The organism is Luteimonas kalidii (assembly GCF_029887935.1).
GTDB lineage: Bacteria > Pseudomonadota > Gammaproteobacteria > Xanthomonadales > Xanthomonadaceae > Luteimonas > Luteimonas kalidii.
Genome location: NZ_JARXRO010000020.1, coordinates 790,076 through 817,024, shown reverse-complemented (window position 1 = coordinate 817,024; position 26,949 = coordinate 790,076). Strand labels below are relative to the sequence as shown.

The window sequence follows — 26,949 nt, the reverse complement described above, 5'->3', positions numbered from 1 at the left end:
CCGTGACCGGGCAGCTGGGGCCGGCCCGGAGCGGCTTGCTAGAATCGCGGCTCCCGAATTCCGCCCCGGACCCGTTCGATGCCGATCCGCACGCCGCTCGCCGCCGCCCTCGCCACCAGCCTCGTGCTCGCGCTGGCCGCTCCCCATGCCGAGGCCCAGCGCAAGCGCCGCGCGCCGGCCCAGCCTGCGATCACCGCGTGCAGCGACTTCTACACCTTCGTCAACAAGGACTGGCTGACCGCCAACACCGTGGTCAGCGGCAGCGGTACGGTGTCGGCCCTGGGCACCCTGCAGCAGCGCGCCCTGCTGCAGCAGCGCGCGCTGCTCGACGACGCGGTGCTCAACCCGCAGAACGACGTGCAGAAGCTGCTGGGCGACTTCTGGGCCAGCGGCATCGACGAGGCGGCGGTGGAACGCGACGGCGCGCAGCCGATCGCCACCCTGCTCTCGCGCATCGAGGGCATCCGTCGCAGCAAGGACATCGCGCCCTCGATCGCGGCGCTGCACCAGGTCGGCATCCCGGTGGTGTTCAACTTCACCGCCGACCTCGACCTGGCCAACCTGGACCGCTACGTCGGCTACTTCTCCCAGGGCGGCCTGGCGCTGCCCGACCCGGCCTACTACACCCGCGAGGACGCCGATACCCGCGCCCTGCTCGGCCGCTACACCGAATACGTCGAGAAGATCCTCGCCCTGACCGGTACGTCGCAGGAGCAGCTCAAGGAGGAGATGGCGCAGGTGCTGGACCTGGAAACGCGCCTGGCGCGCATCTCCCGTCCGCTCACGTCACTGCGCGATCCGCGCGAGAACTACGCCCTGGTGCCCACCGAGGGCCTGGGCAAGCAGTTCCGCAACCTGCAGCTGGATGAATTCCTCGCCGCGCAGGGCGTGACCGACCAGAACGTGTCGATGGCGCACGCCGACTACTTCACCCAGGTCGATGGCCTGGTGCGCTCGCTCAAGCCGGCGCAGTGGAAGGTGTACCTGCGCTACCAGATCGGCAACGCGATGGCGCCGTACCTGGCGAAGGACTTCCGCGACGCGCACTTCTCGTTCCATGGCCGGGTGCTGCGCGGCGAGACCACGCCTGCACTGCGCGACGTGCAGGTGCTCGACGCGATCAACCGCGCCGCCGGCCCGATGCTCGCGCGCGAGTACGTGGCCCGCTACCTGCCGGCGACCACGCGATCGCGCGCGGAATCCATCGCCGGCGACGTGCGCACCGCGCTGGTGCGCGCGGTCGAGGGCAACGCCTGGATGTCGGAAGCCGCGCGCACCGAGGCGCTGGCCAAGCTCGCCAGGCTCACGATCGAGATCGGCGCACCGCAGCGCGACTACGACTTCAGCGTGCAGCCGATGGGCCGCACCAGCTTCGGCAGCAACATGCTGATCGCCTCGACCTGGCACCGGCGCGAGGAGATGCGCCGCATCGGCAGCGGCGACGCACAGCGGCGCTGGGGCGTGCAGCCGCAGCAGCCGGTGCTGGCGTACGACATGGCCCACAACCGCCTGATCGTCTCGGCCGCCGCGCTGCAGGCGCCGGTGCTGGACATGGAGCAGGACACCGCGGCGCAGTACGGCAGCTTCGGCGCGCTGGTCGGCCACGAGCTCAGCCGCTCGGTCGACATGAAGGGCCAGCTGGTCGACGCCAGCGGCAACGTGCGCAACTGGTGGACGCCCGCCGACGAAGCCGCGTTCGGCACCCGCGCCAAGCAGCTCGCGGTGCAGTACGCCGGTTACGACTATCCCGCGGCGAACGGGGTGAAGGTCAACGGCACGCTCACCAGCGAAGGCAACATGGCCGACCTCGCGGCGGTGGAACTCGCCTCGGCCGCGCTGGCCAACGCCCAGCCGGAACTGGACGCGGAAGCTCGCGAATCCTTCTTCCGCGCCTGGGCGGCACTGTGGCGCGAACAGCTGGCGGCCGACACCGCGGCCGATGCCGCGCGCACCCGCGTGCAGGCACCCGGCCAGTGGCGCGCGAACGGGCCGCTCGTCAATCTCCCGGCGTTCGCCGAGACCTTCAAGTGCAAGGCGGGCACGGCGATGGTGCGCAAGCCGGAAGAACAGGTGTCGATCTGGCGCCAGCCCGCGGACGCAGCGGCGAAGTAGGCCGGGAACCGCGCCGTCCGGCGCGCCGATGCGTCGGCACGCACGGATCGGCGGACTGCGATCGTGGCCGCGCATGCGGCGCCGGCGAATGTCACTACTGCTCGCGTCCGCGTATCGCGGGCGCGGGCTGCCAGCGGAGATGCGCGCGAGGCGCTACCTGCGCCTGGCGGCGTGACCGCGCCCGGAGCACACCTTCAGCGTATCATTTCCTCGACGATCAATTCGATGCGTTCGAGATGGATGTTGAGTTCATCCTTCAGCGCACGCGCCTCGTCGAGTTCGCGACGCAGGGCGTCAGGACTAATACTTGAAGTCGAGCCGACGGCTCCATCCCCCGAGCGCCCATCCGGTTTCCGTTCTGCCGCCGCCTGCCGCAAAGGGTCGCGGTCCTGCCGCACGCGCGGGTCGAACCGCGTCATCATTTCCTTGTGCGAACGCGCCCATTTGTTGCCGAAGCGTACGCCGGCCATGCGTGAACCGACGACGACCTTACGTGAATGGGTGTCGTCGCCCGGGACGTCGACCCGCACGATCCAGCCGCCGTTCTGCCGCGTGACATGCAAGACTGCGGCACCCCCTGCAAACAGGGTGCAGCCATCGGGACTGTCTCTCCAGGTGAACCCTCCCGGCAGGAGAACAGGCGTTGGTGTCGTCATGATTAAAGCTTCCCTGATAAGAATCGACCGGACCGCCCCGACATGAAAATTAAGTATCGCGATGTAAGGGAGCGTATACGTGAAGTTATAAGCGCGTGCACGTTTGTTTCACGGTAATCACGGTTTGAAGTGTTCACGGATGTCACGTGTGCGTGTGATCGAGAAAACACGCTCTTGCAGACACGCTTGCGACGGCGCCGCGCGCAGATTGCGTGCCGGCAAGCCGCCGGCACTACCGAGATCCGTCATGGCCAACCAGAACGAGCGCGACCAGAACAACCGCCAGGACCAGAACCAGCAGCAGCGCAACGAGGAGCAGCGCAACCAGCAGCAGCGCGGCCAGCAGGACGAGAACGAGCAGGAAGAGCGCGAACAGCGTCGCTGATGGCTCACGGTTCTGACCAAAAAAAGAGCCCCGCATGCGGGGCTCTTTTGCTTATTGTGGAGCGGAGCGAACTTCTGAAATGCGGGCGTCGCTTGCAGGTGTTTCCGCGGGAGGACGCGTGGGGAGATCCGAGACTGGCCGGCTCCGGTTGTTCCGCCAGCGCTCCAGCCAATCCACCAGAGCGTGGTAATAGGCGCGGCGATGACTTGGACGTCCCGTGGTGGACACGTGGTGGTCGGCGCCTGGAAAGAGCGTGAGTCGGACCGGCGTCGCACCCGACCTCGATACGGCGGTCAGAAGCTCCTCGGACTGGCCACGCGGGCAGCGCTGATCATCGGTACCTTGCAGCAGCAGTAGCGGCGACCGGATCGCATGCGCGTGGGTCACTGGGGACAGCGCCCGAGAACGCTCCCGCAACCGATAGTCCTCGTCAGTGTCCATCGCATACGGGCCGACGTAATACCCGGTGTCCGAGGTGCCGGTGTGGGATTCAATGTTCGCGATGGGCCCCGACGCGATGCCACAGCACAGTTCAGGGGCGCGGGTCAGCGCCCAAGCGGCAAGGAAGCCTCCATAGGAGTGCCCGAAGACGGCGACACAGCTGTCGCAGACACCCTCGTTGCGCAGGTGCGCAACGGCGGCCTCCCACTGCGGCCAGTCGATCTCCCCCCAGTGCCCGCAAAGCCGGCGCGCAAACTCAAGGCCATAGCTCGCCGATCCGACCGTATCGAGAGCGAGCACGGCCCAACCATGCTGCACGAGCACCGGCCAGTGGACCAGCCGCTCGAACTCAAAGCGCACATGGCTTTGCGGCCCGCCGTGCATGTCCAACAGCAGCGGATGTGGACCCTCCCCCTCAGGAAGCATCAGCCAACCTTCGATCTCCTCGGTCCCGCCGAACCCGTCGGGAACGCGGAACTGTCGCTTCTGGGCATCCAGGGGCGGCCGTTCGCCACGCCACGCGTTGAAGTCACTCACCCGACGCGCGTTCTCGCCTTCAGCGCCCACGATCCACAGTTCGGGCCCCGCGTCCGGACCTGCGACCAGCAGGCACAGGGCGGCGCCGCAGGCAGCCATGCCCAACACCTGTCGCGTCGGATGCTCCCAGACAACGGTTATCCGCCCCGACAAGTCCACGGTGACCACCCGCGAGGACCCGCGCGATGCCTGAACGACCCGCAGGCGCAAGCCGTCCTCCTGCCACTCGACTGCGTCCGGCGCATCGACTTCGATGTCCAGGCAATGACACTCGGCGCTGTCCACATCGACCACGTACAGCTGTACGATCGCCTCGCCTTCACGCTGTGAAGCGGCCAGCGCGATCCTGCTGCCGTCCGGCGACCAGCGGATGCCGCCTACCGAAGGCAGCGCGTCGGTCAGCCTGCGGACTTCACCGTCGGCGTCGCGGACGAACAGGTCGGTCCAGTGGCGCTCGCGTCCCTGCCGCGTCTGTACAAACGCGATCCGCTTGAAGCAGGGGTCCCAGCGCGCTTCCTTGATCTGGCCATTGCGCGCGACCAGGCAGCAATACGCCCCCGAATCCACGTCGAGCAGCCCGAGCTCGATCCGCTGGCCCGCGGCCGTGTCGACGCCGTCCAGCTTGTAGGGAAGATGCTCCGCGACTACGGGCGCGTCCGGCGGCGAATCCTCGCAAGCCTTCAGAATCAGCAAGCGGCTTCCACGGCCGTCGAAATCCTCGATCGCCTGCAGCCGGTCCAGGCCATGCGTGACCTGACGGGCCTCTCCGCCCGCCATCGGGAGCACGAACGCTTCGAGACGGCCGTCGATCTGGCGCGTGAACGCGAAATCTTCGCCGTCGCTGACCACACCGGTGCGCCTCCCGACCAGACCATGGGTCGGACCGTCCCGAGGCGATCGCAGTACCAGATCGCGGTCCGGCTGTTGTCGTCGTCGGCCTGCTGCGTCGTCGCCGTGAACAGCCAGCCTCTCTCACCCGCGCGCAGGTCGGCAAGCATCACGTGCTTCATCAGGTCGTCCACCGACGGCTCGGACACCCCGCCCCCCCCGCGCTCGTGCCACATCGTCCCTCATGCAGCCTCCGCTGCAACGACGCCGGCAGCGGGCATACTCGCGGCGCGCCCGCTGAGCCGTTCGAACTCGTCGATATCGTGTGAACAGAAGATCTCGACCTCGCTCGCATGCGCTTGGCGCAGCCGGCGCAGACGTTCCTGGTTGGACAAGCGCAGACGGCGATCCTTCTCCATCATCGTCTGGTACAGCCTGAGTCCCGGCGGGCACGACGGTCTCGCCAGCATTTCGTTCGCGTGGAAGTACGCATCGCCCGCCAGCAGAATCCAGCCGTCCGCGGCGCGGATCGCGACGCCCGCGTGTCCGTGCGTGTGCCCCGGCAGCGGCACGATCAGAATCTCAGGGGGTAGTCCGTCCAGCGCGCGGACGCCGCCGAGACCCATCCATCGCTCACCCTCGCCGGGCTCATAGCTCCGCCAGCGCGCACGACTCGACCACTGCGCGGGCCGGAAGCGCTGTCGGTCGAGCCAGGTCGTCTGCAACTGCGCATACTCCGCTTCGCGCGCGAGCATATGCACGCGGGCATGCGGGAAATCATCCAGCCCACCCGCATGATCGAAGTCCAGGTGGGTGAGCACAATGTGGCGTACATCGCGCGGGGAAAATCCAAGCCGCTGGATCTGTCGGCACGCCGTCATCTGCTCGCGAAGCTCCGGACGCAGAAGGGCGAGGAAGAACCCGCTCAAGCGACTGCGCGGGTTGGCGACATCGCGCAGCCCCAGGCCGGTATCGACCAGGACCAAGCCGGTGTTCGTGACCGCCAGAACGCAATGGCAGGCCAAGTGTCCCCGCGCCGCAAGCGTGAAGGAGCGGCCGTCCATGAGACGGCCGCCCAGCGGACAGGTCGAGATGCAATTGAGGTGGTGCAGCCGCACGCTGACCGCCGCCTACTCTTCGTTCGCAGGTCGCGCTGTGGTACGTGGCATCGTGCCCGGGGCCTTGCCCAGCTCGATCCCGGTGATCGGATCGACATCCGGGCGAGAGGTGACCCGCATCGCCATCGCCGCGAGCATCGTCTGCTCGGCCTCGGGCAGCAGCACCTCGGCGCCGCCGTCGCCGCCGATCGACGAGAATTCCGCGGGATCGGACACGTACTTGAAGTTCGCATCGCTGTTCCACGGCCCGCGCATGTCGCCTTCGCCCTGCGACGTGTTCACGTACATCTCCTGGAACTCGGGCATGCCGGCCACCTTGCCCGGCGGGAAGTTGGGTTCGATCGAGTACAACGCCTTCTCGAAGGATTTCTGGTGCGCCATCTCGCGCGTCATCAGGAAAGTCAGTGCCTCCTTGACGCCGGGATCGGCGGTCACGTTGATGAGCCGCTCGTAGACGATCTTCGCGCGCGCCTCGGCCGCGATGTTCGATCGCAGGTCGGCTGTCGGCTCGCCGATGCTGTCGATGTAGCCTGCGTTCCACAGCTGGCCACCGGAGTTGATCAGCGCCGGGCCGCCGCCGTAGAGCACCTGGGTCAGGTGCGAATCGTTGCCCGCGCCCTGCAGCGAGCGGAACAGCTCGCCCTCCTCCTCCACGCCCTCCGCCAGCCGGCCCTTGGCGCCCTTGTTGAGCATGCCGACCAGCGACCCGATGACTTCCAGATGACTGAGTTCCTCGGTTGCGATGTCGAGCAGCATGTCCTTGCGGCCCGGGTCGTCGTCGGCCAGCGCCTGGGTGAAGTAGCGCATGGCAGCGGCGAGTTCGCCCTGCGGACCACCGAACTGCTCGAGCAGCAGGTTGGCGAGCGCGGGATTGGGTTCGGAGACGCGGACGGTGTACTGGAGACGCTTGTTGTGCGTAAACATCGGGGGCTCCGGTGGGGCACGGGGGGGGGGAGGTTGGCGCCGGCGGCTCGGCGCAGAAGATCAGCGCTTGGCGTCGACGCCCTCGGCGTCGCGTGCGAGGAATTCACGGATGACATCGGGCTGGTTGGCGAACAGCCAGTCCGCCATCGCGACCTCCTCGGCCAGGATGGTTTCGCAGGCGGCGGCAATCTCTTCCTGCCCCGCCTCGCGCGCGGCCAGCACCAGGGCGCGATAGGTGGCGATTTCCAGGTGTTCGAACGCGTAGCTCAGGCCCGTGCCCTTGGCGACTTCGTCCTCCATCATGGCGTTGCCCATGGCGTGGATGGTGGCCATGACGCTGCCCATCGCGTCCTTGGCCGTGGATGTGGAACCGCCGAGCTGTTCGATGCAGCGTTCCAGCGTCTCCATCTGGCCGCGCGTTTCGTCGACGTGCTGTTCGATGCGCGCCCGCAGCTGCGGATAGTGTTCCAGCCGCGAGCCCATGGTGCGGAGCATGGTGTCGGCTTCGCGTTCCATGGCATGTGCATCGCGCAGCCATGTGAGCAGGCGTTCGTTGCGGTCCTCCGGCATCTCGTCACTCCTCGTGGGTGGGGACCGCCGACGTTAGGAGCGCGGCGACACACAGGACGTGAATCGCTTCCGGAGTTCACGCGCTGCATACGAGATCGACCGCCGCGGCGTGTGAGCAAGGCATTGGCGTCGCGGCATCGCGCGCCCAGGCGCGTCGCGGGCGCATGTTCTCTTCATCCGTGGGTGGTGAAGCTGCCTGCCGCCGCATCGATGTCTTCGACGAAGACCGATCCGCGTTCGTACCAGCCATTTCCTCCCAGTTACGCAACGGAGTCCGCCATCATGACCACGCACCGCAATCTCTCCCTGACCCTGCTCGCGATCGCCACCCTGGGCCTGTCGGCCTGCGACGGTGCCGGCAACGCAAGCCACACCGCCGACGACGCGACCGCCTCCTCACAGCCGGCCGCGAGCCCCGCAACGCCGACAGACCCCACGTCCTCGACCGCGCCGGAGGCCGGTGTCCCGATGGACGCCGCCGCCGATGCGCAGGCAGCCATGACCACCGAGGGCAGCCCGGGTGAGGACGAGGCGCTGGGTGTGCTCAACGCGATCAACGAGCACGAGATCGCGGCCGGCGAACAGGCGCTGGAAAAAGGCGTCGAAGGGCCCGTCGCCGACTACGCACGGATGATGATCGAAGAGCACACCCGCAACCGGGAGCAGACCTCCGCCCTGGGCGCCGATTCCGGCAGTCCGCAGGCCCGGCAGCAGATGCAGAAGGGAGAACGGCAGCTGGCCACGCTCGGCGCGCTGGACGGCGACGCGTATCGCCAGGCCTATGTCGAGGCGATGGTCGCAGGCCACACCGAGGCGCTCGCCAGCCTCGACCAGCGCCTGATTCCCGCGGCCACCTCCGAAGACGCGCGCGCGCATCTGCAGACCACGCGCGAGCATGTCGCACGCCACCTCGAACTGGCGCGCGAACTGCAGCGGGGCGAATGATCCGGCGTGCCGCCTGATCCGGCCGGCGCACCCTGCGGGCAGGCGACCTACGCCTGCCCGCGCTGGCGGTTCGACACCCGCAACGTTGCGCGTCCGGTGGCAGCCGCATCGCCGTGCCGCACCGGCACCGATCAACATTCCCGCGTCATTGGTGGGCCGTGCCAGATCTGGATGCGCGCGGCGGGCATCCGCCAAGGCTTCACATGCTGCGGGCCGAGGCGGTGCAACGCTGGGGGCGGAACAACGAGGAGACTGCGATGCCATTCCAGACCACGCGCGTCCTGCTTGCCGCCGCCCTGTTCATCGGTCTGTCCGGGTGCGAGAAGCACCAGGACCCGATCGGTACCGTCCCCAGCGACGACGTGCCGGCACGGCCGGTCGAGGCGCCCGAAGCGCCTCCCGGGCCGGTGGACGGTCCACGGTCGTGCGAAGGCCTGTCCGGGACCGATCTCGACGAATGCCGGCGGCAGCCGGACCCAGGGCCGCGCGACCCCGCACCTGTAGAACCGACGCGCTCGCCACCCCCGGAGAGCGGCGGTTGAACCGTGGGTCGCGATCCGCTCGCGCCGCCGACCCCGCTGGCCAAACCCGTCGATGACATTCCAGCGGGAAGCCTCACCCAGTTGCGGCGCGACGCGGCGGCTTGCCGGCGCTGTCCGCTGTGGCGCGATGCGACCCGGACCGTGTTCGGACGGGGGCCCGCAAGGGCCAGGTTGATGCTGATCGGCGAGCAGCCGGGGGCCCAGGAGGATCTCCAGGGCCGCCCGTTCGTCGGACCTGCCGGACGGCTGCTCCGCGAAGCCCTCGCCGAGGTCGGGCTCGATCCCGCCGATCTGTACATGACCAATACCGTCAAGCACTTCAAGTACACGCCGCGCGGCAAGGCGCGCCTGCACAAGCGGGCGAACGAGGCCGAACAGGCTGCGTGCAGGCCGTGGCTCGCAGCGGAGCTGGCGCGTCTGCGCCCGCGGGTCGTGATCGCGCTGGGGGCGATGGCTGCCGGGACGATGTTCGGCAGCGGATTCCGGTTGACCCGCGAGCGCGGTCAGTGGCGACCCTTCGGCCCGCAGGCCGAGGCACTGGCGACATGGCATCCGTCCGCGATCCTGCGCATGCGTGGCGAGGATCGCGCCGCGGCGCGGGCGGATCTGCTCGGCGATCTCGCCGCCGCCGCGCGTCGCCTGGCGGACCAGGCGCGATAGTCGGCAGGCGGAACGGAGTGCGCACGAGTCGACTGCCCGGCGCGAGGCGCGGCCACCCGCGTCAGCCGATGCGATCGTCCGTTCCGGTGCCCGCATAGCGGGTGACTTCCACGAATGTGTCGAGCCAGTAGGACCGCGCCTCTCCGGAACCGTCCACGTCGTCGAGCTTGACCACCGCGTTCACGCCCTCGTTGCCGGCCGCGTCGAGGAAGGTCTGCAGACCGGGCTTGACGAGGACGACCCCGCTGATCCGCCGGCCATCTTCCAGGGTCACCCGCACGTGCGCTTCCTCGTCCAGCAGCGGAAGCAGTCCGGTCATCCGGTCGATGGCCCCGGGCTCCACGCAGACGCGCTGGGCGCGCCGCGTCATGCGGCCGCCCCACGCGCACCGGCCGCAGGCCGGGGCATCGCGTTCGCGGCGTCCGACGGCATCGCGGTGGCGCCCGCCGACGCGGCGGCTCCGGGAACAGTGGGGTGCAGCAGCAGGTCCTGGACCCGTTCCAGCAGATGGGGAGGCATCAACGTCTCCAGGACGTATGGATGCGTGTGCTCGAGCGGACCCGCCACGACGCCAGGCGTCGCCGCGTGGCAGTCCCAGGCCACGTAATGAGCGTCCGGCCCGGCGGCGATCCGCTCCGGAACAGGATCTTCGTAGGTTCTGGACGTGCCGTGCCAGGGCCCGCCGACGAAGGTGATGCGCATCGCGTCGTCCTCTCGAGGCAGGCTGCAGACGCTAGTCGCCGTGACGTCCAGCGGGCATGACGTCGCCGTCCTGCGTGAGCGCGGGTTCACGCATCTGCGCGTGTTCACCGGTTGGCGATGGGCATCGATCTACGGTCGGGTCCGGTTCCGGTCCCGAGGAGATCTTCATGCAGCACAAGCCCATCGAGGAACAGGTCATCGTGGTGACAGGCGCGTCCAGCGGCATCGGGCTGTGCACCGCGCTGCTGGCTGCCGAACGCGGGGCCAGCGTGTGGCTGCTCGCGCGCAGCCGTCGCACCCTGGATGAGGTGGTCGGCGTGATCGGAGAGGGATCGGGTCGCGCACATGCGCTTTGCGTCGACGTTTCCGCGCGCGACCAGGTCGATGCGGCGGTGCAGGAGATCCTGGCCGCCGAGGGCCGCATCGACACCTGGGTCAACAATGCCGGAGTCGCGATCTACGGCCGTCTCGACGAAGTCGCGGAGAAGGACCATCGCCGCCTCTTCGATGTGAATTTCTGGGGTCTCGTCAACGGGTCGCTCGCGGCCCTGCCGGCCCTGCGCGCGTCCGGCGGCGTGCTCGTCAACGTCGGCAGCGAAGTGTCCGACGCGGTGCTGCCGCTGCAGGGCATGTACGCCGCCTCGAAGCACGCGGTAAAAGGCTTTACCGACGCCCTGCGCGTCGAGCAGACCCATGTCGACGATGCGCAGGTTTCGATCGTGCTGGTCCAGCCGACCGCGGTCAACACCCCCTACCCCCAGCATGCGCGCAACTACATGGGCCGCGAACCGAAGCTGCCCGAGCCCACGATCGATCCGCAGCGGGTCGCGGAGACGATCCTGCACGCCGCCAGTCACGGTGGCCGCGATCTCAAGGTGGGCGCGATGGCGCACCTCGACACGTTCGTCAGCAAACTCATCCCCCGGCTCGGCGACCGGATGACCGCCCTGCAGGCCGGACGGCAGCAGCACGACGAACCGCCCCTGCAGCCGCTCGGAACCCTGCATACGCCGGGGGAGAGCGGCCGCATCCACGGTCTGGATGCGCACGGCGAGATTCTCGAACGCAGCTGAGCGGCGACCGCCGCTACACCACCCGCCGCTACACCACCCGCCGCACGCGGCGGCCGCCGAAGGGCGGCTGTCCGCGCCAGTGGCGGATCAGCAGCCAGCCGAACAGCATGCCGCCCAGATGCGCGAAGTGGGCCACGCCCGACTGGGTGCCGGTGATGCCCAGCACCAGTTCGATCAGTCCGTAGACGATCACCAGGGTGCGCGCCTTCATCGGCACCGGCGGAATCAGCAGCATCACCCGCTGGTTCGGGAACAGCATGCCGTAGGCCAGCAGCAGGCCGAACACGCCTCCGGACGCGCCGACCGTCGGGTAGTACCCGCCTCCGTTGCGCACGCTCCACGACACCACCAGCAGCTGGCACAGCCCGGCCCCGACCACGCACACCAGGAAGTAGGTCAGGAACCGCCGCTGGCCCCAGGCATGTTCCAGCTGGGCGCCGAACATCAGCAGCGCCAGCATGTTGAACAGCAGGTGCGCGATGTTGCTGGGGCTGTGCATGAAGCCGTGCGTGAGCAACTGCCACGGCATGAAGCTGTGCGGCGCGTACGGCGCCACCTCGGACGGCAGCCACGGCCACAGCATCAGCGCGTCCAGCGCCGGTCCGAGCAGCAGCTGCAGCACGAACACGCCGCAATTGGCGATCAGCAAGGCCTTGGTGACGGGGGGAAGATTGGTGAACATCGGCGCTCCTGCACTGCGCCCATGATAACGGCGCAAGCGCGACGCGCCGGCCGGTCTCCGCGCGCGCGGGCGCGAAGCGGGCGACCGCGTTCAGCGATGTCCTGCGGGCCCCCAGAGCGCGGCGTCGAGTTCCTCGGCGCGCGGCATGCGCACGCGCCCGGCTACCACCGCCAGGCCTTCCGCCCGCAGGCGCCGCACCTGCTCGCGGTGCGGCTTCGATCCGGCGGGAAACGCGATGCGTCCGTCGCTGCGCACGATCCGGTGCCAGGGCAGGGTCGGATCCGCATTGTCCGCGAGCATGCGCGCCACCAGACGCGCCCGCCCGGGCAGCCCGGCGCGGCGCGCGATGTGTCCGTAGCCGGCCACGGCGCCGTGCGGGACATCCCGGATCGCCTCGAGGATCCGTGCCCGGGCGGAAGGATCGGCAGACAGGGCGGCCATCGGCCATTAGGATAGCCCTCCGTCCCGCCGTGCGATCCCCGCGCCATGCAGAACTTCGAACAGATCCGCCGCCACCTCCTGGGCGGCGATTTCCGGGTCACGATGCAGGAGCCTTACGTGGTGTGCGTGGAGCTCTCGCTCGACGGCGGACGCAGGCACCAGGCGATCTTCCTGGCCGAACTGCAGGACGACGACGATCGCAACTACCTGCGCACCAGCACCGTGATCGCGCCGATCACCGGCATCGACGCCCGCCGCGCGCTCGCCTTCAACTGGAACACGCGCGTGGGCTACCTGGCGATCGGCGAGCTCGACGGCGTGCCCTACCTGCAGCTGTGCGAGAACCGCCCCTACGACGGCCTCAGTGCCGCGGAGATCAGCCGCGTGGTGCTGGAGATCGGCGGCATGGGCGACCGCCTCGAGCGCGCGCTCTCGGCCGATGGCGACCTGCTGTAGGGCAGGACACGGGGCGGCGCCCTTCTCTGCCTCGAGAATCTCACGCGCCCGGATGCCGACAAAAGACGGGGCGAGACCGTTTTGACCTAGGGAGTCTCCAGCGCCCGGGTGCCCGGAAGAAACGCCGACGCTGACCTGGATACAACCCGGAGGGACTCCGCCCAGGCGTCCCCGCCCTACGCCCAGCCGAAGTTCTGCAGCATGCGGAACAGCAGGTAGGCGATGCCGCCCGACATCGGGATGGTCAGGATCCAGGCCCAGATCATCTTGTGCACCACGGTCCACCTGATCGCGTTCAGGCGCTTGGCGGTGCCCACGCCCATGATCGCGGACGAGATGTTGTGCGTGGTCGAGACCGGGATGCCCAGCGACGACGCCGCCAGGATCACCGATGCGGCGCTGGTCTCGGCGGCGAAACCGTGGATCGGGTGCAGCTTGACCAGCTTGTGGCCGAGCGTCTTGATGATGCGCCAGCCACCGGCGGCGGTGCCCGCCGCCATCACCAGGGCGCAGGTGACCTTGATCCAGGTGTCGATGTCACCGTCGGTCAGCGCGCCCTCGGACGGGTGCAGGAACGCCAGCCACGCCGGCAGCACGTCGAGCGTGCCGGCGGCCTGCGCGCTGGCCAGGGTGAGGGCGACGATGCCCATCGTCTTCTGCGCATCGTTCATGCCGTGCGCGAAGCCCATGCCGGCGGCGCTGATGATCTGCGCCTTGCCGAAGAATCCGTTGACCCAGCGCGGCCGCGCGATCCGCGCCAGGATCCCGCCGCTGCGGCTCATCATCGAGATCACGAAGAACAGCACGCCCATCATCAGGAAGCCGGCCGCGAACCCGAGGACCGGCGAGGACACCATCGGCACGATCACCTTCCACAGCACGCCCGCGCTGCGGTAGAGCGGCTCGGTCGGCTCGGACCAGATCACGACGCCGAAATCGTTGTACGCCGCCGCCAGCGCCGCGCCCAGCAGCCCTCCGATCAGCGCATGCGAGGACGAGGACGGCAGCCCGAACCACCAGGTGATCAGGTTCCAGGTGATCCCGCCCAGCAGCGCGCACAGGATCAGCTGCGAACCGACCTCGATCACGCCGGCGTCGATCAGGCCCGAGGAGATCGTCTTCGCCACCGCGGTGCCGGCCAGCGCGCCGATCAGGTTCATGCCCGCCGCCAGGCCCACCGCCTGCATCGGCGAGAGCACCTTGGTGGCGACCACGGTGGCGATCGAATTGGCGGTGTCGTGGAAGCCGTTGATGTATTCGAACACCAGGGCGGTGAGCACCACCACCAGGACCAGGGTCAGCATCGTCGCGGCCCGGTCAGGAGTTCTTGAGCACGATTTCGTAGGCGACCACGCCGGCCCCGCGGCAGCGGTCGATCGCCTTCTCCAGGATCTCGAAGAATTCCTTGAGCAGGAACATCTGCAGCGGGTCGAGCTTGCCGGAGTAGATGTCCCGGTACAGTTCGAGCATCAGCCGGTCGGCTTCGTTCTCGATCGAACGCAGCTTGTCGCTGAGCGCCTTCATCGGCTCGAGCTTCATGTGCCTGAGCTGCCTGACCATCTGCACCACCACCTCGGCCGACTGTTCGAGCATGGCCGCGCGCGGGGCGAAGTCGATGTGTTCCAGGTGCTGGGTGGCCAGCGAGTAGCGGTCGGCGAACTTCTCGATCTGCTTTGGGATCTTGTACAGGGCCGAGCCCAGCGCCTCGATGTCCTCGCGCTCGATCGGGGTGATGAAGCTGTCCACCAGCGCCTGGCTGATCTTGTCCGAGGCCTCGCGCTCGCGCAGGCGGGCCAGCTTGAAGGCGTCCAGGGCCGGCTGGCGGTCGGCCTCGCGCAGCATCGCGTGCAGGGCTTTCGCGGCGTCGTGGGCGGCCACCGCGGCCTCCTCCAGCAGGGTGTAGAACTGGTTGCCCTGGCCGAACATGGTCTGCAAGGAAAACATCGCGCGATCCCGCCGTCACGGGGTGGACGGCCTTCGGGGCGGAATTATGACGGTTGTATGACGCCGGCTGCCAACCCCCCGGCCCCGGACCGCCCTTGCAAAGGCCTTGCGGAACCGGGTGTTATGATGGCCTGCCGCGCCTGCGACGCGCCGCCGCCCCCATGGACGACGACCCTAGAACGCCCCCCTCCGGCCCCGCCCGCGGCCGTCGCTCCCGCCTGAGCCCGGCCACGGCCGCCCCCCGGAGGCGCGCCCGTGCTTGAGCTGTTCATCGTCCTGGTCCTGATCGCCTGCAACGCGTTCTTCGCGCTGTCGGAGATGTCGGTGGTCACCTCGCGCAAGGGCCGGCTCAAGCAGCTGGCGGCCGGCCACCGCGGCGCGCGCAAGGCGCTGGAGCTGGCCGAGCACCCCGAGCGCTTCCTGTCCACCGTGCAGGTGGGCATCACCCTGATCGGCATCCTGACCGGCATGTTCGGCGGCGACGCCATCGGCGCGGCGATCGGCGTCTGGCTGGCCCGCCACGTGCCCCTCGCGGGCGACTACGCCGGCACCATCGGCGTGGTGGTGGCGGTCGGCCTGATCACCTTCCTCACGATCGTGCTGGGCGAACTGCTGCCCAAGCGACTGGCGCTGCTGGCGCCGGAGCGGGTGGCCGCGTTCGTCGCCCTGCCGATGCACGGACTGTCGCGGATCGCGACCCCGGCCGTCTGGCTGCTCAGCGCATCCGTGCGCGGGATGCTGCGGCTGCTGCGGCTCAACCACAGCCAGGCCGCGAACGTGACCGAGGAGGAGATCCGGCTGCTGGTGAGCGAGAGCCACGAGCAGGGCGTGATCGACGCCGACGAGCGCAACATGATGAACCGGGTGCTGCGCCTGGGCGACCGCACAGCGGCCAGCCTCATGACGCCGCGCACGCGGATCGCCTGGCTCGACATCGCCGAGGGCTTCGAGGAGAACCTGTCGACGATGCGCGCCACGCCGTTCTCGCGCTATCCGGTGTACCGCGGCAGTGACGCTGAAGTGGCCGGCGTGCTCGAGATCAAGTCGCTGATCGACCGGCTCGAGGAGCGCGAGTTCGACCTGTTCAAGTACCTGCGCGAGGCACTGTTCGTCTCCGAGTCGACCCCGGCGTTGAAACTGCTGGAGATCCTGCGCGAGGAGCAGCAGTCGCTGGCGCTGGTGGTGGACGAATACGGCGACGTGACCGGGCTGGTGACCGTCAACGACGTGATGGAGGCGGTGATCGGCCGCAACCAGCTCAGTGGCGATGGCCCCGATTCGATCCCGCAGATCACCACCCGCGACGACGGCTCGCTGCTGGTGGACGGCGGCATCTCGGTCGAGACCGCGCGCGAACTGCTCGGCGGCGGCGAACTGCCGGCCGAGGACGAGCACGACTACCACACCGCGGCCGGCATGGTGATCGCGCAGTTCGGCCGCATCCCGCACGTGGGCGAGCATTTCGACTGGGCCGGCTGGCGGATCGAGGTGGTCGACCTCGACGGCCCGCGCATCGACAAGCTGCTGTTGCAGCGCCTCGAGGATGCGACCGGCGATGAGCGCTGACGATCCCGCGGATTCGACCGGGCGCGCGCAGGCCCACATCCTCGGCACGCGCGAACTGTTCGACGCCCTGGCCACCGGGGACCCGACCGATCACCTGCGTCTGGAGGACATCCTCGCCGGGCTCAGCCGGCAGGTGTTCGGGATGCTGCTGTTCGTCTCCACCCTGCCCGCCTTCATCCCGATCCCGGGCGTGGGCGGGGCGATCGGCGGCCCGCTCACCGTGCTGGTCGGCGTGCACCTGCTGGTGGGCATGCGCAAGCTGTGGCTGCCGCGGTTCATCGCCCGGCGCGGTCCACGGCGCTCCAGCCTGCAGGCGTTCCAGCGCACGATCGGGCCCTGGCTCTCGCGGCTGGAACGGGTGGTGAGGCCGCGCCTGACCGGGGTCATCGAACACCGCGCGGCGGCGATGTTCACCGGCCTGCTGCTGGTGCTGCTGGGGATCCTGCTGGCGCTGCCGATCCCGTTCACCAATTACCCGTTCGGCATCCTGCTGCTGGTCTACGCCTTCGCCCTGCTCGAGCGCGACGGCGGCCTGATGCTGGTGTGCTGGGCGGTCGGGATCGCGGCGATCGTGGTGTTCGGCATCCTCAGCGGCGCGCTCGCCACCGCCGCCACGCAATGGATCGGCAGCCTGTTCGCATAGGGCGCGGCACGATGCCGCGGAGGGTCGCGCCGGCCGCAGCGTGCGGGCGGCGAACGGCAAGGACCCGACGCCCTGCCTGCGGCGTCCCCGCCTAGGCGAGCAGGCGGGTGAACTCGTGGTTGTGCACCGGATGGCCCAGCCAGAAGCCCTGGGCCATGTCGCAGCCGCGCTCGCGCAGGATCGCGTACTGGCCTTCCTTCTCCACGCCCTCGGCCACGACATGGATGCCCAGCGAATGCGCCATCGCGATGATCGCGGTGGTGAGCGCGAGATCGTCCGGATCGCGCAGCACGTCGGCGATGAAGCTGCGGTCGATCTTGACCCCGTCCACCGGCACCCGCCGCAGGTGGCTCAGGCCCGAGAATCCGGTACCGAAATCGTCCAGCCACACCTTGACCCCGGCGCTGCGCAGGCGCGCCAGCAGGCTGCTCACGCGCGCCTCGTCGCCGATCACCGCGGTCTCGGTCAGCTCGATGTGCAGATGCTGCGGCGCCAGCCCGGTCTCGCGCAGCACCGCCTCGACCTGGGTCGCCAGGTCGCTCGCGCGCAGCTGGCGGGCGGACACGTTGACCGAAACGAACAGCCCGCGCGCGGCCGGGAAGTCGCGCTGCCAGCCGCGCGCGTCCATGCACGCCGCGCGCAGGACCTGCGGCCCGATCACCTCGATCAGGCCGCTCTGCTCGGCCACATCGATGAACAGCGAGGGCGACACCGGCCCGTGCTCGGGATGGCGCCAGCGCAGCAGCGCCTCGGCGCCGGCAAGCTTGCCGTCCTCGAGCCGGTACACCGGCTGGTAGGCCAGGCTCAGCTCGCCGCGTTCCCAGGCCCCGCGCAGGTCCTGCTCCATGCGCACCCGGCGTTCGACCGCCTGGTCCATCACCCGGCTGTAGAAGCGGTGGCAGTTCTTGCCCGCGACCTTGGCCTGGTACATCGCGATGTCGCCGTTCTTCATCAGCGCGGACACATCGCCGGCATCGTCCGGGAACAGCGCGATCCCGATCGAGATGCCCAGGAACACCTGGCGCCCGTGCACGGTGATCGGCCGTCCCAGTTCGCGCACCAGCGCTTCGGCCAGGCGCTCGGCGCGCGCGCGGATGTCGTCCTCGACCACCGCGCCCTGCAGCAGGATCACGAACTCGTCGCCCCCGAAGCGCGCCAGTTCCGCGCCCGGGCCACCGAGCTGGTCGATGACGTCGCGGATGCGGCCGGAGAACTGCATCAGCACTTCGTCGCCCGCGTCGTGGCCGATGGTGTCGTTGACCCGCTTGAAGTCGTCGATGTCCGCGAACAGCAGCGCCAGCTGCCGGGCCGAGCCGTGGCCCTGGGCCACGCGCTGGTCGAGCAGTTCGCGGAACGCGAGCCGGTTGGACAGTCCGGTCAGCGCGTCGGTATAGGCCATGCGGCGGATGTCGCGGTCGTGGCGCACCAGGCTGTCGCGCATGTGCGCGAATGCGCGCATGAGGTCGCCCACCTCGTCGTCGCGCCGGCTGGTCGGTACGTCGGCGTCGAGCCGCCCCGCCTCGATCGCGCGCGCGGCATCGGCCAGCTGGCGCACCGGCGAGACCAGGGCCCGCTGCAGCACCACCACGATCGCCGCCAGCAGCGCGACCATGCCCGCCAGCAGCAGGCCCAGCCAGAGCAGCTGGCTGCGCCCGATCTGGGCCAGGCGCGCGGCCATGATCCCGCCGACCTGGCGTTCGTCGGCCTTGGCCGCGGCCAGCGAATAGCCGACGCGCACGCCGCCCAGGCGCTGGTCGCCGATCCGGATCGGCGCGGCGATGTCGACCAGGGTGCCGCTGGACTGCACGTGCGCGCCATCCAGGGCCAGCACCTCGTAGGCGAACGGATCCGACATCGCCTGGCCGTAGGTGGAGATGTCGGCGCTGCCGTCGTGGATCACCTGGCCTTCGTTGTCGTAGACGATCACATAGCTCACGTCGGGCTGGCGCAGCATGCCGCGCGCGGCCACGCCGATCGCGTCGAGGTCGAAGTAGTACAGCGGGTTCACCAGCGCATCGGCCAGCTGCAGCGTCGCCGCACGCCCGTGCGAGAGCAGGCGTCGCGACGAGAAATCCTGGATCGACTGCAGCCCCAGCTGCTGGGTGTCGCGATGCATGGCGTCCTGGCGGTGCCAGACCAGCGCCACCATCGCCAGCACCGCCAGCAACACCACCGCCGCCAACAGCGCGAACCGCCCGCGCAGGCCCAGGCGCGGCTTCATTCCACCTCCCGCGAGACCCGCGCTACGCCGCGCCGAAGTCCATCCAGCGCGCGCGTGGTCTGCGCATCGATCGGCACGAAACGCGTGGTCTTGAAGAAGCGCAGCAGCGCCTCGCGCGCGTCGGGGTCGTCGGCCGCGCCGAGCAGCACCTCGCGCAGCCGCTCGCGCACCCGCGGCTCGAGGTCGCCGCGCACCATCTCCAGCGCACGCGGGAACTCGGGCGTCTCGCGCACGATGCGGAAGTCGCGCCGGTACGAGGGCGGCACCCGCTGCGGGTTGATCCAGTCCAGGTTGCTCATGGCCCCGGCGTCGACCAGGCCCTTGTGTACCCAGGCCGAGACGTTGAGCTCGGAACGGCCGAACACGTAGCCGACCGAATCGGGCGCCGGCCGGTCCATCGGCGAGAGCAGCACCTCCAGCCGCAGCCCCTCGTCGAGCAGTTCGATCGCGGGCACGTAGTAGGAACTGGTCGAGAACCGGTTCTGGAACGCGATGCTGCGCCCGCGCAGGTCGGCGATCGTGCGCACCGGACTGTCGGCACGGACGAAGTACAGCGTGCGGTAGCCGGCCACGCCGTCGCGCTCGGTCATCAGCAGCGGCTGCGCGCCGCCGCGGTCGGCCAGGACCATGGCGGTGCCCGCGGTCTCGGTCACCCAGTCGACCCGGCCGCGACGCATGTAGCTCTGCATCTGCTGGGCGTCGCGCGCCATCAGGACGCGGCCTTCGCGGATGCCGACGTCGGCCATCCTGGGCACGACGTAGTCGAGCAGCGGCTCGAGCTGTTCGTAGTGGGCCCCGGGATCGTCGCTGATGCGGCCCAGCACCAGGACGCCGTCGTCCGCGCGCGCCGGCGCCAGCAGCGCCAGGCACAGCACCAGCAGCCAGCGCAGACGACCGGAACCGGAGGACGACGCAGGCAAGGGACGGATCCGGTTCAGGGCGGGCACGGCCGCGAGCCTAGCGGAAAACCCGAGGCCCCGGTAGCGCGGCCGTGTGCCGGCGCAGCGTCGGCTCATCCGGCGCGGCAGGACGTCAGCCCCCGCGCTCGCCCGCCAGCCTCGCCATGCGCTGGGCGTCGGCCAGCACGCCGCGCAACAGGCGCACGTCGCGATCATCGAGCGATGCGCGCAGGAAGATCCGGCGCAGCTTGCGCATCGCCGATGCGGGTGCACGGCCCTTGTGGAAATCGATCGCATCCAGCGTGTCGCCCAGCTGCGCGAAGAATCCCTCCAGTTCGGCATGGCTGGCGGGCACGTCGCCATCGGGCGCCGGCGCCGCCGCGGCGGCCGGCGCGAGCGCGCGCAGCCCGAGCATCGCCATCCGCAGTTCGTAGCACAGCACCTGCACCGCGGCGGCCAGGTTGAGCGAGCTGTAGCCAGGATCGGCCGGGATCGTCACCGCGGCGTGGCACAGCTGCAGCTCGTCGTTGTCCAGGCCGGTGCGCTCGCGCCCGAACACCAGCGCCACCTGCGTGTCGGCCGATACGGCTGCGGTGGCGACCGCGCGGCTCGCGGCGTCCCCCGGCAGCAGTTCGTCCAGCGCGATGCGGCGGCTGCGCGCCGTGCAGCCCAGCACCAGCCGGCAATCGGCCACCGCCTCGGCCAGGTGCGACACCCGCGGCGCGGCGTCGAGCACGTCGCCCGCGCCCGCGGCCATCGCGACGGCATCGGCATGCGGGAAGCGCTCGGGCGCGACCAGCACCAGCCGGTGCAGGCCCATGGTCTTCATGGCGCGGGCCGCCGAGCCGATGTTGCCGGGGTGCTGGGTGCCGACCAGGACGATGCGGATGCGGTCGGCCGCGTGCAGGAGTTCGCTCATGGCGCGATGTTAAACTGCGCGCCCGGCCACGGCGCCGGACCGTTCTTTCCCCCCGCCGATCACCCCGCCCGCCCCACGGAGTCCGCAATGCTCGCCCCAGCCGTCAACGTCATGGTCAAGGCCGCGCGCGCCGGGGGCAACGTCCTGCTGCGGCACATGCACCGGCTGGACGCGCTGAACGTGGTCGAGAAGGATCGCCTGGACTATGCCAGCGAGGTCGACGGCCTGGCCGAGGAAGCGATCATCAAGGAGCTGCGCCGGGCCAATCCCGACTACGCCATCCTCGGCGAGGAAGGCGGCGCGCAGAAGGGCAACCGCGGCCCCAGCCGCCACACCTGGGTGATCGACCCCCTCGACGGCACCAGCAACTACCTGCACGGCATCCCGCACTGGTGCGTGTCGATCGCGCTGTGCGAGGGACCCGAGCCCGTGCACGGCGTGGTGTTCGACCCGCTGCGCAACGAGCTGTTCATCGCCAGCCGCGGCGCCGGCGCCCAGCTCAACGACAAGCGCATCCGCGTGGCCGAGCGCAAGGACCTGACGGGCACCATGCTCGCCACCGGCTTCCCGCCGCGCGAGCGCGCGCGGGTCGACGCCCACCTCGACTGCATCAAGCTGCTGCTCAAGGAGGCCGAGGACGTGCGCCGCACGGGTTCTGCCGCGCTCGACCTGGCCTGGGTCGCCGCGGGGCGCTGCGACGCCTACTTCGAGGCCGGCGTGCAGCCCTGGGACATCGCTGCCGGCGTGCTGCTGGTGCGCGAGGCCGGTGGCCGGGTCACCGACTTCAAGGGCGCCGGCACCGGACCGATGCACATCGCCATGGGCCAGGGCCGGCCGCTGATCGCCGGCAACCTCAAGGTCACCGACGCGCTGCAGAAGGCGATCGTGGCCAGCGGCTACGCCAGGGAGTTCGGCTGAGGCGATCGCCTGGACGCGTCGCGCCACGTCGGCGGCGCTGACGACACGCCTTCCACCGGATCGCACAGCAGAAGGCCGCACAATGCGCGGCCTTCTGCATTTCCGCAGGGGCGCCGATCAGGCGCGGCCCGTCGTGGCGCTCAGGGCCTGCGCGCCAGCGCCTCCTCGTCGCGCGCCTTGGGCAGCAGGTCCTGCTTGGTCACGCGCAGCACGCCCATCGTCAACAGCGGGCAGGCCACCAGGATCGACGAGGCGGTGCCGATCGCGATGCCGATCATCATCGCCTCCGACATGCCCTCCAGCGAACCGCCGCCGTAGAGGTACAGCGCGAGCACGGTCAGGAATGCCACCACCGAGGTGATGATGGTGCGCGACAGGGTCTGGTTGATCGAGGTGTTGAGCACCTCCAGCGGCCCGGCGCGCATGGTGCGGAAGTTCTCGCGCACGCGGTCGAAGACCACGATGGTGTCGTTGATCGAGAAGCCCATCACCGTCAGCAGGCCGGCCAGCAGGGTGAGGTCGAACTCGCGCCCGGACAGCGAGAACCAGCCGGCCACGATCACCACGTCGCCCAGGGTGGTGATGATCGCCGAGACCGCGAACTTCCACTCGAAACGGAACGCGATGTAGATCAGGAATCCCAGCACCACGAACACGATGGCGTAGATGCCCTTCTTCGCCAGGTCCTGGCCCACCTGCGGGCCGACGTACGAGCGGCCCTTGATGGTGGCGGCGTTGTCGGCCGTGGACGCCGCGGCCAGCACGTCGTCCGCCGTGCGATTGATGGCTTCCGCGTCGCTGGCGCCGCCCTTGGGCTGCAGCCGGATCATCAGGTCGGTCGCGGTGCCCATGGTCTGCACCTGGGCGCCCGGGTAGCCGGCGGCCTCGAGCCGGTCGCGCACCGCGTCCACGTCGGCCGGACGCTCGAACAGCAGCTCCACCGAGGTGCCGCCGGTGAAGTCGAGCGCGTAGTTGAAGCCGCGCGTGGCGACCAGGGCGATCGAGGCGATCATGATCGCCAGCATGAACACGACCGTGACCAGCCGCCAGCGCATGAAGTCGATGCGGGTTTCGGCCGGGATGAGTTTCAGTGGGAACAGTGCCATGTGTCTTCCTGCTGCCGGTCAGATCGCGATCGACTTGAGTTTGCGACGGCCGCCGTAGATCAGGGTGGCCACGCCGCGCGAGACGGTGACCGCGGTGAACACCGAGGTCAGGATGCCGATCACCATCGTCACCGCGAAACCGCGCAGCGGCCCGGTGCCGAAGGCGTACAGCGCGATGCCCGCCAGCAGCGCGGTCATGTTGGAGTCGAAGATGGTGCCCGACGCCTTGTCGTAACCGCTGGCGATCGCCGTGCGTGGCGGCAGACCGGCCCGCAGCTCCTCGCGTATGCGTTCGTTGATCAGCACGTTCGCGTCGACCGACATGCCGATCGACAGCGCCAGGCCGGCGAAGCCCGGCAGCGTCATCGTGGCGCCGAACAGGCTCATCACCGCCACCACCATCAGCAGGTTCAGCAGCAGCGCCACGCAGGTGATCAGGCCGAACATGCGGTAGTAGAGGGCGAAGAACACCAGGGTGAACACGAACGCGTACATCACCGCCCGGGTGCCGCGGGAGACGTTCTCGGCGCCCAGGGTCGGGCCGATCACGTTCTCCTCCACGAAATCCATCGGCGCGGCGAGCGCACCGGCCTTGAGCTGCTTGGCCAGGGCCGCGGCTTCCTCGCGGCTGAGCCCGGTGGTCTGGAAATCCTTGCCGAACACGCCACGGATGGTGGACGAGCTGATCACGCGCTCGACCGTGCGCGCCGAGCGCACTTCCTCGCCGTCGACCACGGTCACGGTCGGGATCCGCTCCACGTACACGATGCCGAGCCGGTTGCCGACGTTCTCCAGGGTGTGGTCGAGCATGCGCTGTCCGCCGGCGGCGTTGAGCGTGATGCTCACCGCCGGCAGGCCGGTCTGCGGATCGGTCTGCGGTTGCGCGTTGACCAGTTCGTCGCCCGACACCAGCAGCCGCCGCGAGAGCAGCAGCGGCTGGCCGTTCTGGTCGCGGTAGATGCGCGAGCCGGCGGGCACGTTGTTGTCGGCCAGCGCGGCGGCGGCCTGTGACTCGTCGCCGGTGACGGCGCGGAACTCGAGCGTGGCGGTGGCGCCGATCAGGCGCTTGGCCTCGGCGGTGTCCTGCAGTCCTGGCAGCTGGATCACCAGCCGGTCCTCGCCCTGGCGCTGCAGCACCGGCTCGGCGACGCCGATGGCGTTGATGCGGTTGGCGATGACGTTGCGGTTCTGCTCGATCGCGTCGGTCGCGATGCGGTTGAGCTCGCCCTCCGACAGGCGCACGTGGATGCGGCTGCCGTCGACCTCGATCAGCGGGCCGCCGGTGCCCATCGCGGTGGAGGTGCCGACGCCTGCGAGCGCGGTGGCGATCGCGGTGCGTGCGGCGTCCACGTCGGCCCCGCCGGTGAGCGTGACCAGCACGCTGTCGTCGGGCCGGCGCTCGGCGCCCGTGTAGCCGATGCGCGCCTCGCGCAGCGCCGCGCGGATGGCGTCGGCATAGGCGTCGACGCGCTTTTCAAGCGCCGCCTTCTGGTCGACCTGCATCATGAAGTGCACGCCGCCCTGCAGGTCCAGGCCCAGCGACATGGGTCGTGCGCCGAACGATTCCAGCCACGCCGGCGTGGTCGGCACGAGGTTCAGCGCCGCGGAGTACTCCTCGCCCAGCGCCGGGCGCAGGGCGTCGGCCGCGCGCGTCTGGGTGGTGGCGTCGGGAAGGCGCACCAGCACCTGCTCGCCCTCGAGCGAGATCTCGCCGCCGGCGACACCCGCCTCGTCGAGGATCGAACGCACGCGCTCGACCAGCGCCTCGTCGACGACCGCGGCCGGACGGTTCTTCGTGACCTGGACCGAAGGATCCTTCTGGAACAGGTTCGGCGCGGCGTAGAGCGCGCTGAGCAGCACCACGACCAGGATGAGGGCGTATTTCCAGCGGGGAAAGTCGAGCATTGCGGGCTTCGCTTGCGGAGGGAGGCGCGGGCCGTCCGGCCCGGCCCCGTGCCCGCCCGGGACGGGCGGGACGTCGGGTGCGGTCGCGTCGCGCCGCCGGCGACCGGCCGGCGACGTCGCGGGTCCGCCGGATCAGGCGGCCTTGAGCGAACCCTTGGGCAGCACGTTGGCGATCGCACCCTTCTGCACCCGGATCTCGACCCGGTCGGCGATCTCCACGGTCACGAAGCTCTCGCCCAGCGCGCGCACCACCCCGGCGATGCCGCCGCTGGTGATGACCTCGTCGCCGACCGCGAGCTTCTCGAGCATGCCGCGGTGTTCCTTCTGGCGCTTCATCTGCGGGCGGATCATCAGGAAGTACATGATCGCGATCAGCACGATGGGCATGATCAGGAAACTCAGTCCGCCTCCCTGGGGGGCGGCGCCGGCGGCCTGGGCGTGGGCCGGGGCGATCAGCAGGTCGAGCAGGTTCATCGGATCGGGTCCATCTGGCGGAAAACAGCCGTGAATTATGCCATGCCGGGGTGCCGGCCCCGGGCGGGGCGGCCTGCGGGCAGGGGCCGGGCGGGTTCGGAGCGGTTCGGAGCGGGCTGGCGGGTCCTCAGCGGACCCCGCGGGCCGCGTGGAAGGACTCGCGGAAGGCGGCGAAGGTTCCCGCCTCGATCGCCCCGCGCATGCCCGCCATGAGCGACTGGTAGTACCAGAGGTTGTGCAGGGTGCCCAGGATCGGGCCCAGCATCTCGCCGCAGCGGTCGAGGTGGCGCAGGTAGGCGCGGCTGTAGCGGCCGGCGCAGGCCGGGCAACCGCAGCCTTCCTCGATCGGCCGCAGGTCCTTCTCGTACGTCGCGTTGCGCACCCGGACCACGCCGGTGGAGGTGAAGTAGTGGCCGTTGCGCGCGTTGCGGGTCGGCATCACGCAGTCGAACATGTCCACGCCGCGCGCTACCGCCTCGACCAGGTCCTCCGGGCGGCCCACCCCCATCAGGTAGCGCGGGCGGTCCACCGGCAGCTGCGGCGCGGTGTGCTCGAGCATCGCATTGCGCTCGGCTTCGGTCTCGCCCACCGCCAGGCCGCCGATGGCGTAACCGTCGAAGCCGATGGCTTTCAGCCCATCGGCCGAGCGCGTGCGCAGGTCGCGGTGCACGCCGCCCTGGACGATGCCGAACAGGGCCGCGTCGCTGCCTTCGTGGGCGCGGCGGCTGCGCTCGGCCCAGCGCAGCGACAACTCCATCGAGCGCTCGACCACGCGCCGGTCCACCGGCTGGCCGTCGACCTGCACCGGCGGGCATTCGTCGAAGATCATCACGACATCGCTGCCGAGCACCCTCTGGATGTGCATCGACTCCTCGGGCCCGAGGAACACCTTGGAGCCGTCGGTGGGCGCGGCGAAGGTCACTCCGGCCTCGGTGATCTTGCGCTTGTGGGCCAGCGAGAACACCTGGAACCCGCCCGAGTCGGTGAGGATCGGCCCGTCCCAGCGCGCGAAGCCGTGCAGCCCGCCGTGCGCCTGGATCACCTCCAGCCCCGGCCGCAGGTAGAGGTGGAAGGTGTTGCCGAGGATGATCTGCGCGCCCAGCGCCCGCAGCTGGTCGGGCAGCATGCCCTTGACCGTGCCGTAGGTGCCCACCGGCATGAAGGCCGGCGTCTCCACCGTTCCGCGCGGGAACGTCAGCCGCCCCCGGCGCGCGGCGCCGTCGGTGGTGGCAAGTTCGAACTGCATGCGGGACATGGGGTGCCTGATTGCCATAGCGGAGGA

The 26,949-nt window shown here is 69.7% G+C and carries 28 protein-coding genes; 10 read left to right on the top strand and 18 right to left on the bottom strand.

Annotated features, from left to right (window positions below; translation table 11 throughout):
- The first annotated feature begins 78 nt into the window (after positions 1-78).
- Positions 79-2,112, top strand: a complete 2,034-nt coding sequence (locus tag QFW81_RS17280) for a M13 family metallopeptidase (protein WP_280580455.1) — start codon at positions 79-81, stop codon at positions 2,110-2,112.
- Between the two features lie 194 nt (positions 2,113-2,306).
- Here QFW81_RS17280 and QFW81_RS17275 read toward each other — a convergent pair whose 3' ends face one another.
- Positions 2,307-2,768, bottom strand: a complete 462-nt coding sequence (locus tag QFW81_RS17275) for a hypothetical protein (RefSeq protein WP_280580454.1) — start codon at positions 2,766-2,768, stop codon at positions 2,307-2,309.
- Between the two features lie 247 nt (positions 2,769-3,015).
- Here QFW81_RS17275 and QFW81_RS17270 point away from each other — a divergent pair, with 247 nt between their 5' ends.
- Complete coding sequence (locus tag QFW81_RS17270) at positions 3,016-3,153, top strand: hypothetical protein (protein ID WP_280580453.1); 138 nt, start codon at positions 3,016-3,018, stop codon at positions 3,151-3,153.
- 51 nt (positions 3,154-3,204) lie between these two features.
- Here the strand turns inward: QFW81_RS17270 and QFW81_RS17265 are convergent, their stop codons facing one another.
- The 4 genes from QFW81_RS17265 to QFW81_RS17250 all read right to left on the bottom strand — a co-directional run bounded on the left by QFW81_RS17265 (position 3,205) and on the right by QFW81_RS17250 (position 7,571).
- On the bottom strand, positions 3,205-4,980 hold the full coding sequence (locus QFW81_RS17265) for a S9 family peptidase (protein WP_280580452.1): 1,776 nt from the start codon (positions 4,978-4,980) through the stop codon (positions 3,205-3,207).
- 221 nt (positions 4,981-5,201) lie between these two features.
- On the bottom strand, positions 5,202-6,077 hold the full coding sequence (locus QFW81_RS17260; RefSeq protein ID WP_280580451.1) for an MBL fold metallo-hydrolase: 876 nt from the start codon (positions 6,075-6,077) through the stop codon (positions 5,202-5,204).
- 12 nt (positions 6,078-6,089) lie between these two features.
- The gene (locus QFW81_RS17255) at positions 6,090-7,001 is read right to left on the bottom strand and encodes a manganese catalase family protein (protein ID WP_280580450.1); all 912 of its coding nucleotides are present in this window, start codon (positions 6,999-7,001) and stop codon (positions 6,090-6,092) included.
- 60 nt (positions 7,002-7,061) lie between these two features.
- Positions 7,062-7,571, bottom strand: a complete 510-nt coding sequence (locus tag QFW81_RS17250; protein WP_280580449.1) for a ferritin-like domain-containing protein — start codon at positions 7,569-7,571, stop codon at positions 7,062-7,064.
- 186 nt (positions 7,572-7,757) lie between these two features.
- On the opposite strand from QFW81_RS17250, the gene QFW81_RS17245 reads away from it, so the two are divergent.
- The 3 genes from QFW81_RS17245 (at position 7,758) to QFW81_RS17235 (ending at position 9,718) form a co-directional block, all read left to right on the top strand.
- Positions 7,758-8,516, top strand: a complete 759-nt coding sequence (locus QFW81_RS17245) for a DUF4142 domain-containing protein (protein ID WP_280580448.1) — start codon at positions 7,758-7,760, stop codon at positions 8,514-8,516.
- A 257-nt stretch (positions 8,517-8,773) separates the two neighbouring features.
- A complete protein-coding gene (locus QFW81_RS17240; protein WP_280580447.1) occupies positions 8,774-9,058 on the top strand; it encodes a hypothetical protein in 285 nt (94 codons plus the stop codon).
- Positions 9,059-9,061: 3 nt separating this feature from the next.
- Entirely contained in the window at positions 9,062-9,718 is a 657-nt protein-coding gene (locus QFW81_RS17235) for a UdgX family uracil-DNA binding protein (protein ID WP_280580446.1), read from the top strand.
- Between the two features lie 61 nt (positions 9,719-9,779).
- On the opposite strand, the gene QFW81_RS17230 is transcribed toward QFW81_RS17235, so the two are convergent.
- Together QFW81_RS17230 and QFW81_RS17225 are read right to left on the bottom strand one after the other, a co-directional pair.
- Positions 9,780-10,088, bottom strand: a complete 309-nt coding sequence (locus QFW81_RS17230; RefSeq protein WP_280580445.1) for a DUF3247 family protein — start codon at positions 10,086-10,088, stop codon at positions 9,780-9,782.
- Positions 10,085-10,420: a hypothetical protein gene (locus QFW81_RS17225; RefSeq protein WP_280580444.1), complete on the bottom strand. Its 336-nt coding sequence runs from the start codon at positions 10,418-10,420 to the stop codon at positions 10,085-10,087. The genes QFW81_RS17230 and QFW81_RS17225 overlap by 4 nt, the downstream gene beginning before the upstream one ends.
- Positions 10,421-10,476: 56 nt before the next feature.
- Between QFW81_RS17225 and QFW81_RS17220 the strand changes: the two genes are divergently transcribed.
- Positions 10,477-11,493 carry an SDR family oxidoreductase gene (locus QFW81_RS17220; RefSeq protein WP_280580443.1) on the top strand — a complete coding sequence of 339 codons (1,017 nt, stop codon included), beginning with the start codon at positions 10,477-10,479 and terminating at the stop codon, positions 11,491-11,493.
- A 28-nt stretch (positions 11,494-11,521) separates the two neighbouring features.
- Here the strand turns inward: QFW81_RS17220 and QFW81_RS17215 are convergent, their stop codons facing one another.
- Positions 11,522-12,175, bottom strand: coding sequence for a rhomboid family intramembrane serine protease (locus tag QFW81_RS17215; RefSeq protein ID WP_280580442.1), 654 nt, complete (start codon positions 12,173-12,175; stop codon positions 11,522-11,524).
- A gap of 90 nt (positions 12,176-12,265) precedes the next feature.
- Positions 12,266-12,616, bottom strand: a complete 351-nt coding sequence (locus tag QFW81_RS17210; protein ID WP_280580441.1) for an MGMT family protein — start codon at positions 12,614-12,616, stop codon at positions 12,266-12,268.
- 45 nt (positions 12,617-12,661) lie between these two features.
- Here QFW81_RS17210 and QFW81_RS17205 point away from each other — a divergent pair, with 45 nt between their 5' ends.
- On the top strand, positions 12,662-13,072 hold the full coding sequence (locus QFW81_RS17205; protein ID WP_280580440.1) for a hypothetical protein: 411 nt from the start codon (positions 12,662-12,664) through the stop codon (positions 13,070-13,072).
- A gap of 176 nt (positions 13,073-13,248) precedes the next feature.
- On the opposite strand, the gene QFW81_RS17200 is transcribed toward QFW81_RS17205, so the two are convergent.
- Both QFW81_RS17200 and QFW81_RS17195 read right to left on the bottom strand, forming a co-directional pair.
- Positions 13,249-14,376, bottom strand: a complete 1,128-nt coding sequence (locus QFW81_RS17200) for an inorganic phosphate transporter (RefSeq protein ID WP_280580439.1) — start codon at positions 14,374-14,376, stop codon at positions 13,249-13,251.
- 13 nt (positions 14,377-14,389) lie between these two features.
- A complete protein-coding gene (locus QFW81_RS17195; RefSeq protein WP_280580438.1) occupies positions 14,390-15,016 on the bottom strand; it encodes a DUF47 domain-containing protein in 627 nt (208 codons plus the stop codon).
- A gap of 255 nt (positions 15,017-15,271) precedes the next feature.
- On the opposite strand from QFW81_RS17195, the gene QFW81_RS17190 reads away from it, so the two are divergent.
- Both QFW81_RS17190 and QFW81_RS17185 read left to right on the top strand, forming a co-directional pair.
- Positions 15,272-16,582 (top strand): hemolysin family protein, encoded by a 1,311-nt coding sequence (locus QFW81_RS17190; protein WP_280580437.1) that lies wholly within the window; start codon positions 15,272-15,274, stop codon positions 16,580-16,582.
- Positions 16,572-17,225 carry an exopolysaccharide biosynthesis protein gene (locus QFW81_RS17185; protein ID WP_280580436.1) on the top strand — a complete coding sequence of 218 codons (654 nt, stop codon included), beginning with the start codon at positions 16,572-16,574 and terminating at the stop codon, positions 17,223-17,225. The genes QFW81_RS17190 and QFW81_RS17185 overlap by 11 nt, the downstream gene beginning before the upstream one ends.
- A 91-nt stretch (positions 17,226-17,316) precedes the next feature.
- On the opposite strand, the gene QFW81_RS17180 is transcribed toward QFW81_RS17185, so the two are convergent.
- The 3 genes from QFW81_RS17180 to QFW81_RS17170 all read right to left on the bottom strand — a co-directional run bounded on the left by QFW81_RS17180 (position 17,317) and on the right by QFW81_RS17170 (position 21,252).
- A complete protein-coding gene (locus tag QFW81_RS17180; protein WP_280580435.1) occupies positions 17,317-19,446 on the bottom strand; it encodes a putative bifunctional diguanylate cyclase/phosphodiesterase in 2,130 nt (709 codons plus the stop codon).
- The gene (locus QFW81_RS17175; RefSeq protein ID WP_425604065.1) at positions 19,443-20,366 is read right to left on the bottom strand and encodes a phosphate/phosphite/phosphonate ABC transporter substrate-binding protein; all 924 of its coding nucleotides are present in this window, start codon (positions 20,364-20,366) and stop codon (positions 19,443-19,445) included. Before QFW81_RS17175 ends, QFW81_RS17180 begins: the two co-directional genes overlap by 4 nt.
- Before the next feature lie 112 nt (positions 20,367-20,478).
- Positions 20,479-21,252 (bottom strand): RNA methyltransferase, encoded by a 774-nt coding sequence (locus QFW81_RS17170; RefSeq protein ID WP_280580560.1) that lies wholly within the window; start codon positions 21,250-21,252, stop codon positions 20,479-20,481.
- Positions 21,253-21,351: 99 nt separating this feature from the next.
- Between QFW81_RS17170 and QFW81_RS17165 the strand changes: the two genes are divergently transcribed.
- On the top strand, positions 21,352-22,182 hold the full coding sequence (locus QFW81_RS17165) for an inositol monophosphatase family protein (RefSeq protein ID WP_280580434.1): 831 nt from the start codon (positions 21,352-21,354) through the stop codon (positions 22,180-22,182).
- A gap of 140 nt (positions 22,183-22,322) precedes the next feature.
- Here the strand turns inward: QFW81_RS17165 and secF are convergent, their stop codons facing one another.
- The 4 genes from secF to tgt form a co-directional block, all read right to left on the bottom strand.
- Complete coding sequence (gene secF, locus QFW81_RS17160; protein ID WP_280580433.1) at positions 22,323-23,288, bottom strand: protein translocase subunit SecF; 966 nt, start codon at positions 23,286-23,288, stop codon at positions 22,323-22,325.
- Positions 23,289-23,306: 18 nt separating this feature from the next.
- On the bottom strand, positions 23,307-25,193 hold the full coding sequence (gene secD / locus QFW81_RS17155) for a protein translocase subunit SecD (protein ID WP_280580432.1): 1,887 nt from the start codon (positions 25,191-25,193) through the stop codon (positions 23,307-23,309).
- A gap of 132 nt (positions 25,194-25,325) precedes the next feature.
- Entirely contained in the window at positions 25,326-25,667 is a 342-nt protein-coding gene (gene yajC, locus QFW81_RS17150; protein WP_280580431.1) for a preprotein translocase subunit YajC, read from the bottom strand.
- A gap of 127 nt (positions 25,668-25,794) precedes the next feature.
- Positions 25,795-26,922, bottom strand: a complete 1,128-nt coding sequence (gene tgt / locus QFW81_RS17145; RefSeq protein WP_280580430.1) for a tRNA guanosine(34) transglycosylase Tgt — start codon at positions 26,920-26,922, stop codon at positions 25,795-25,797.
- Positions 26,923-26,949 lie beyond the last annotated feature (27 nt).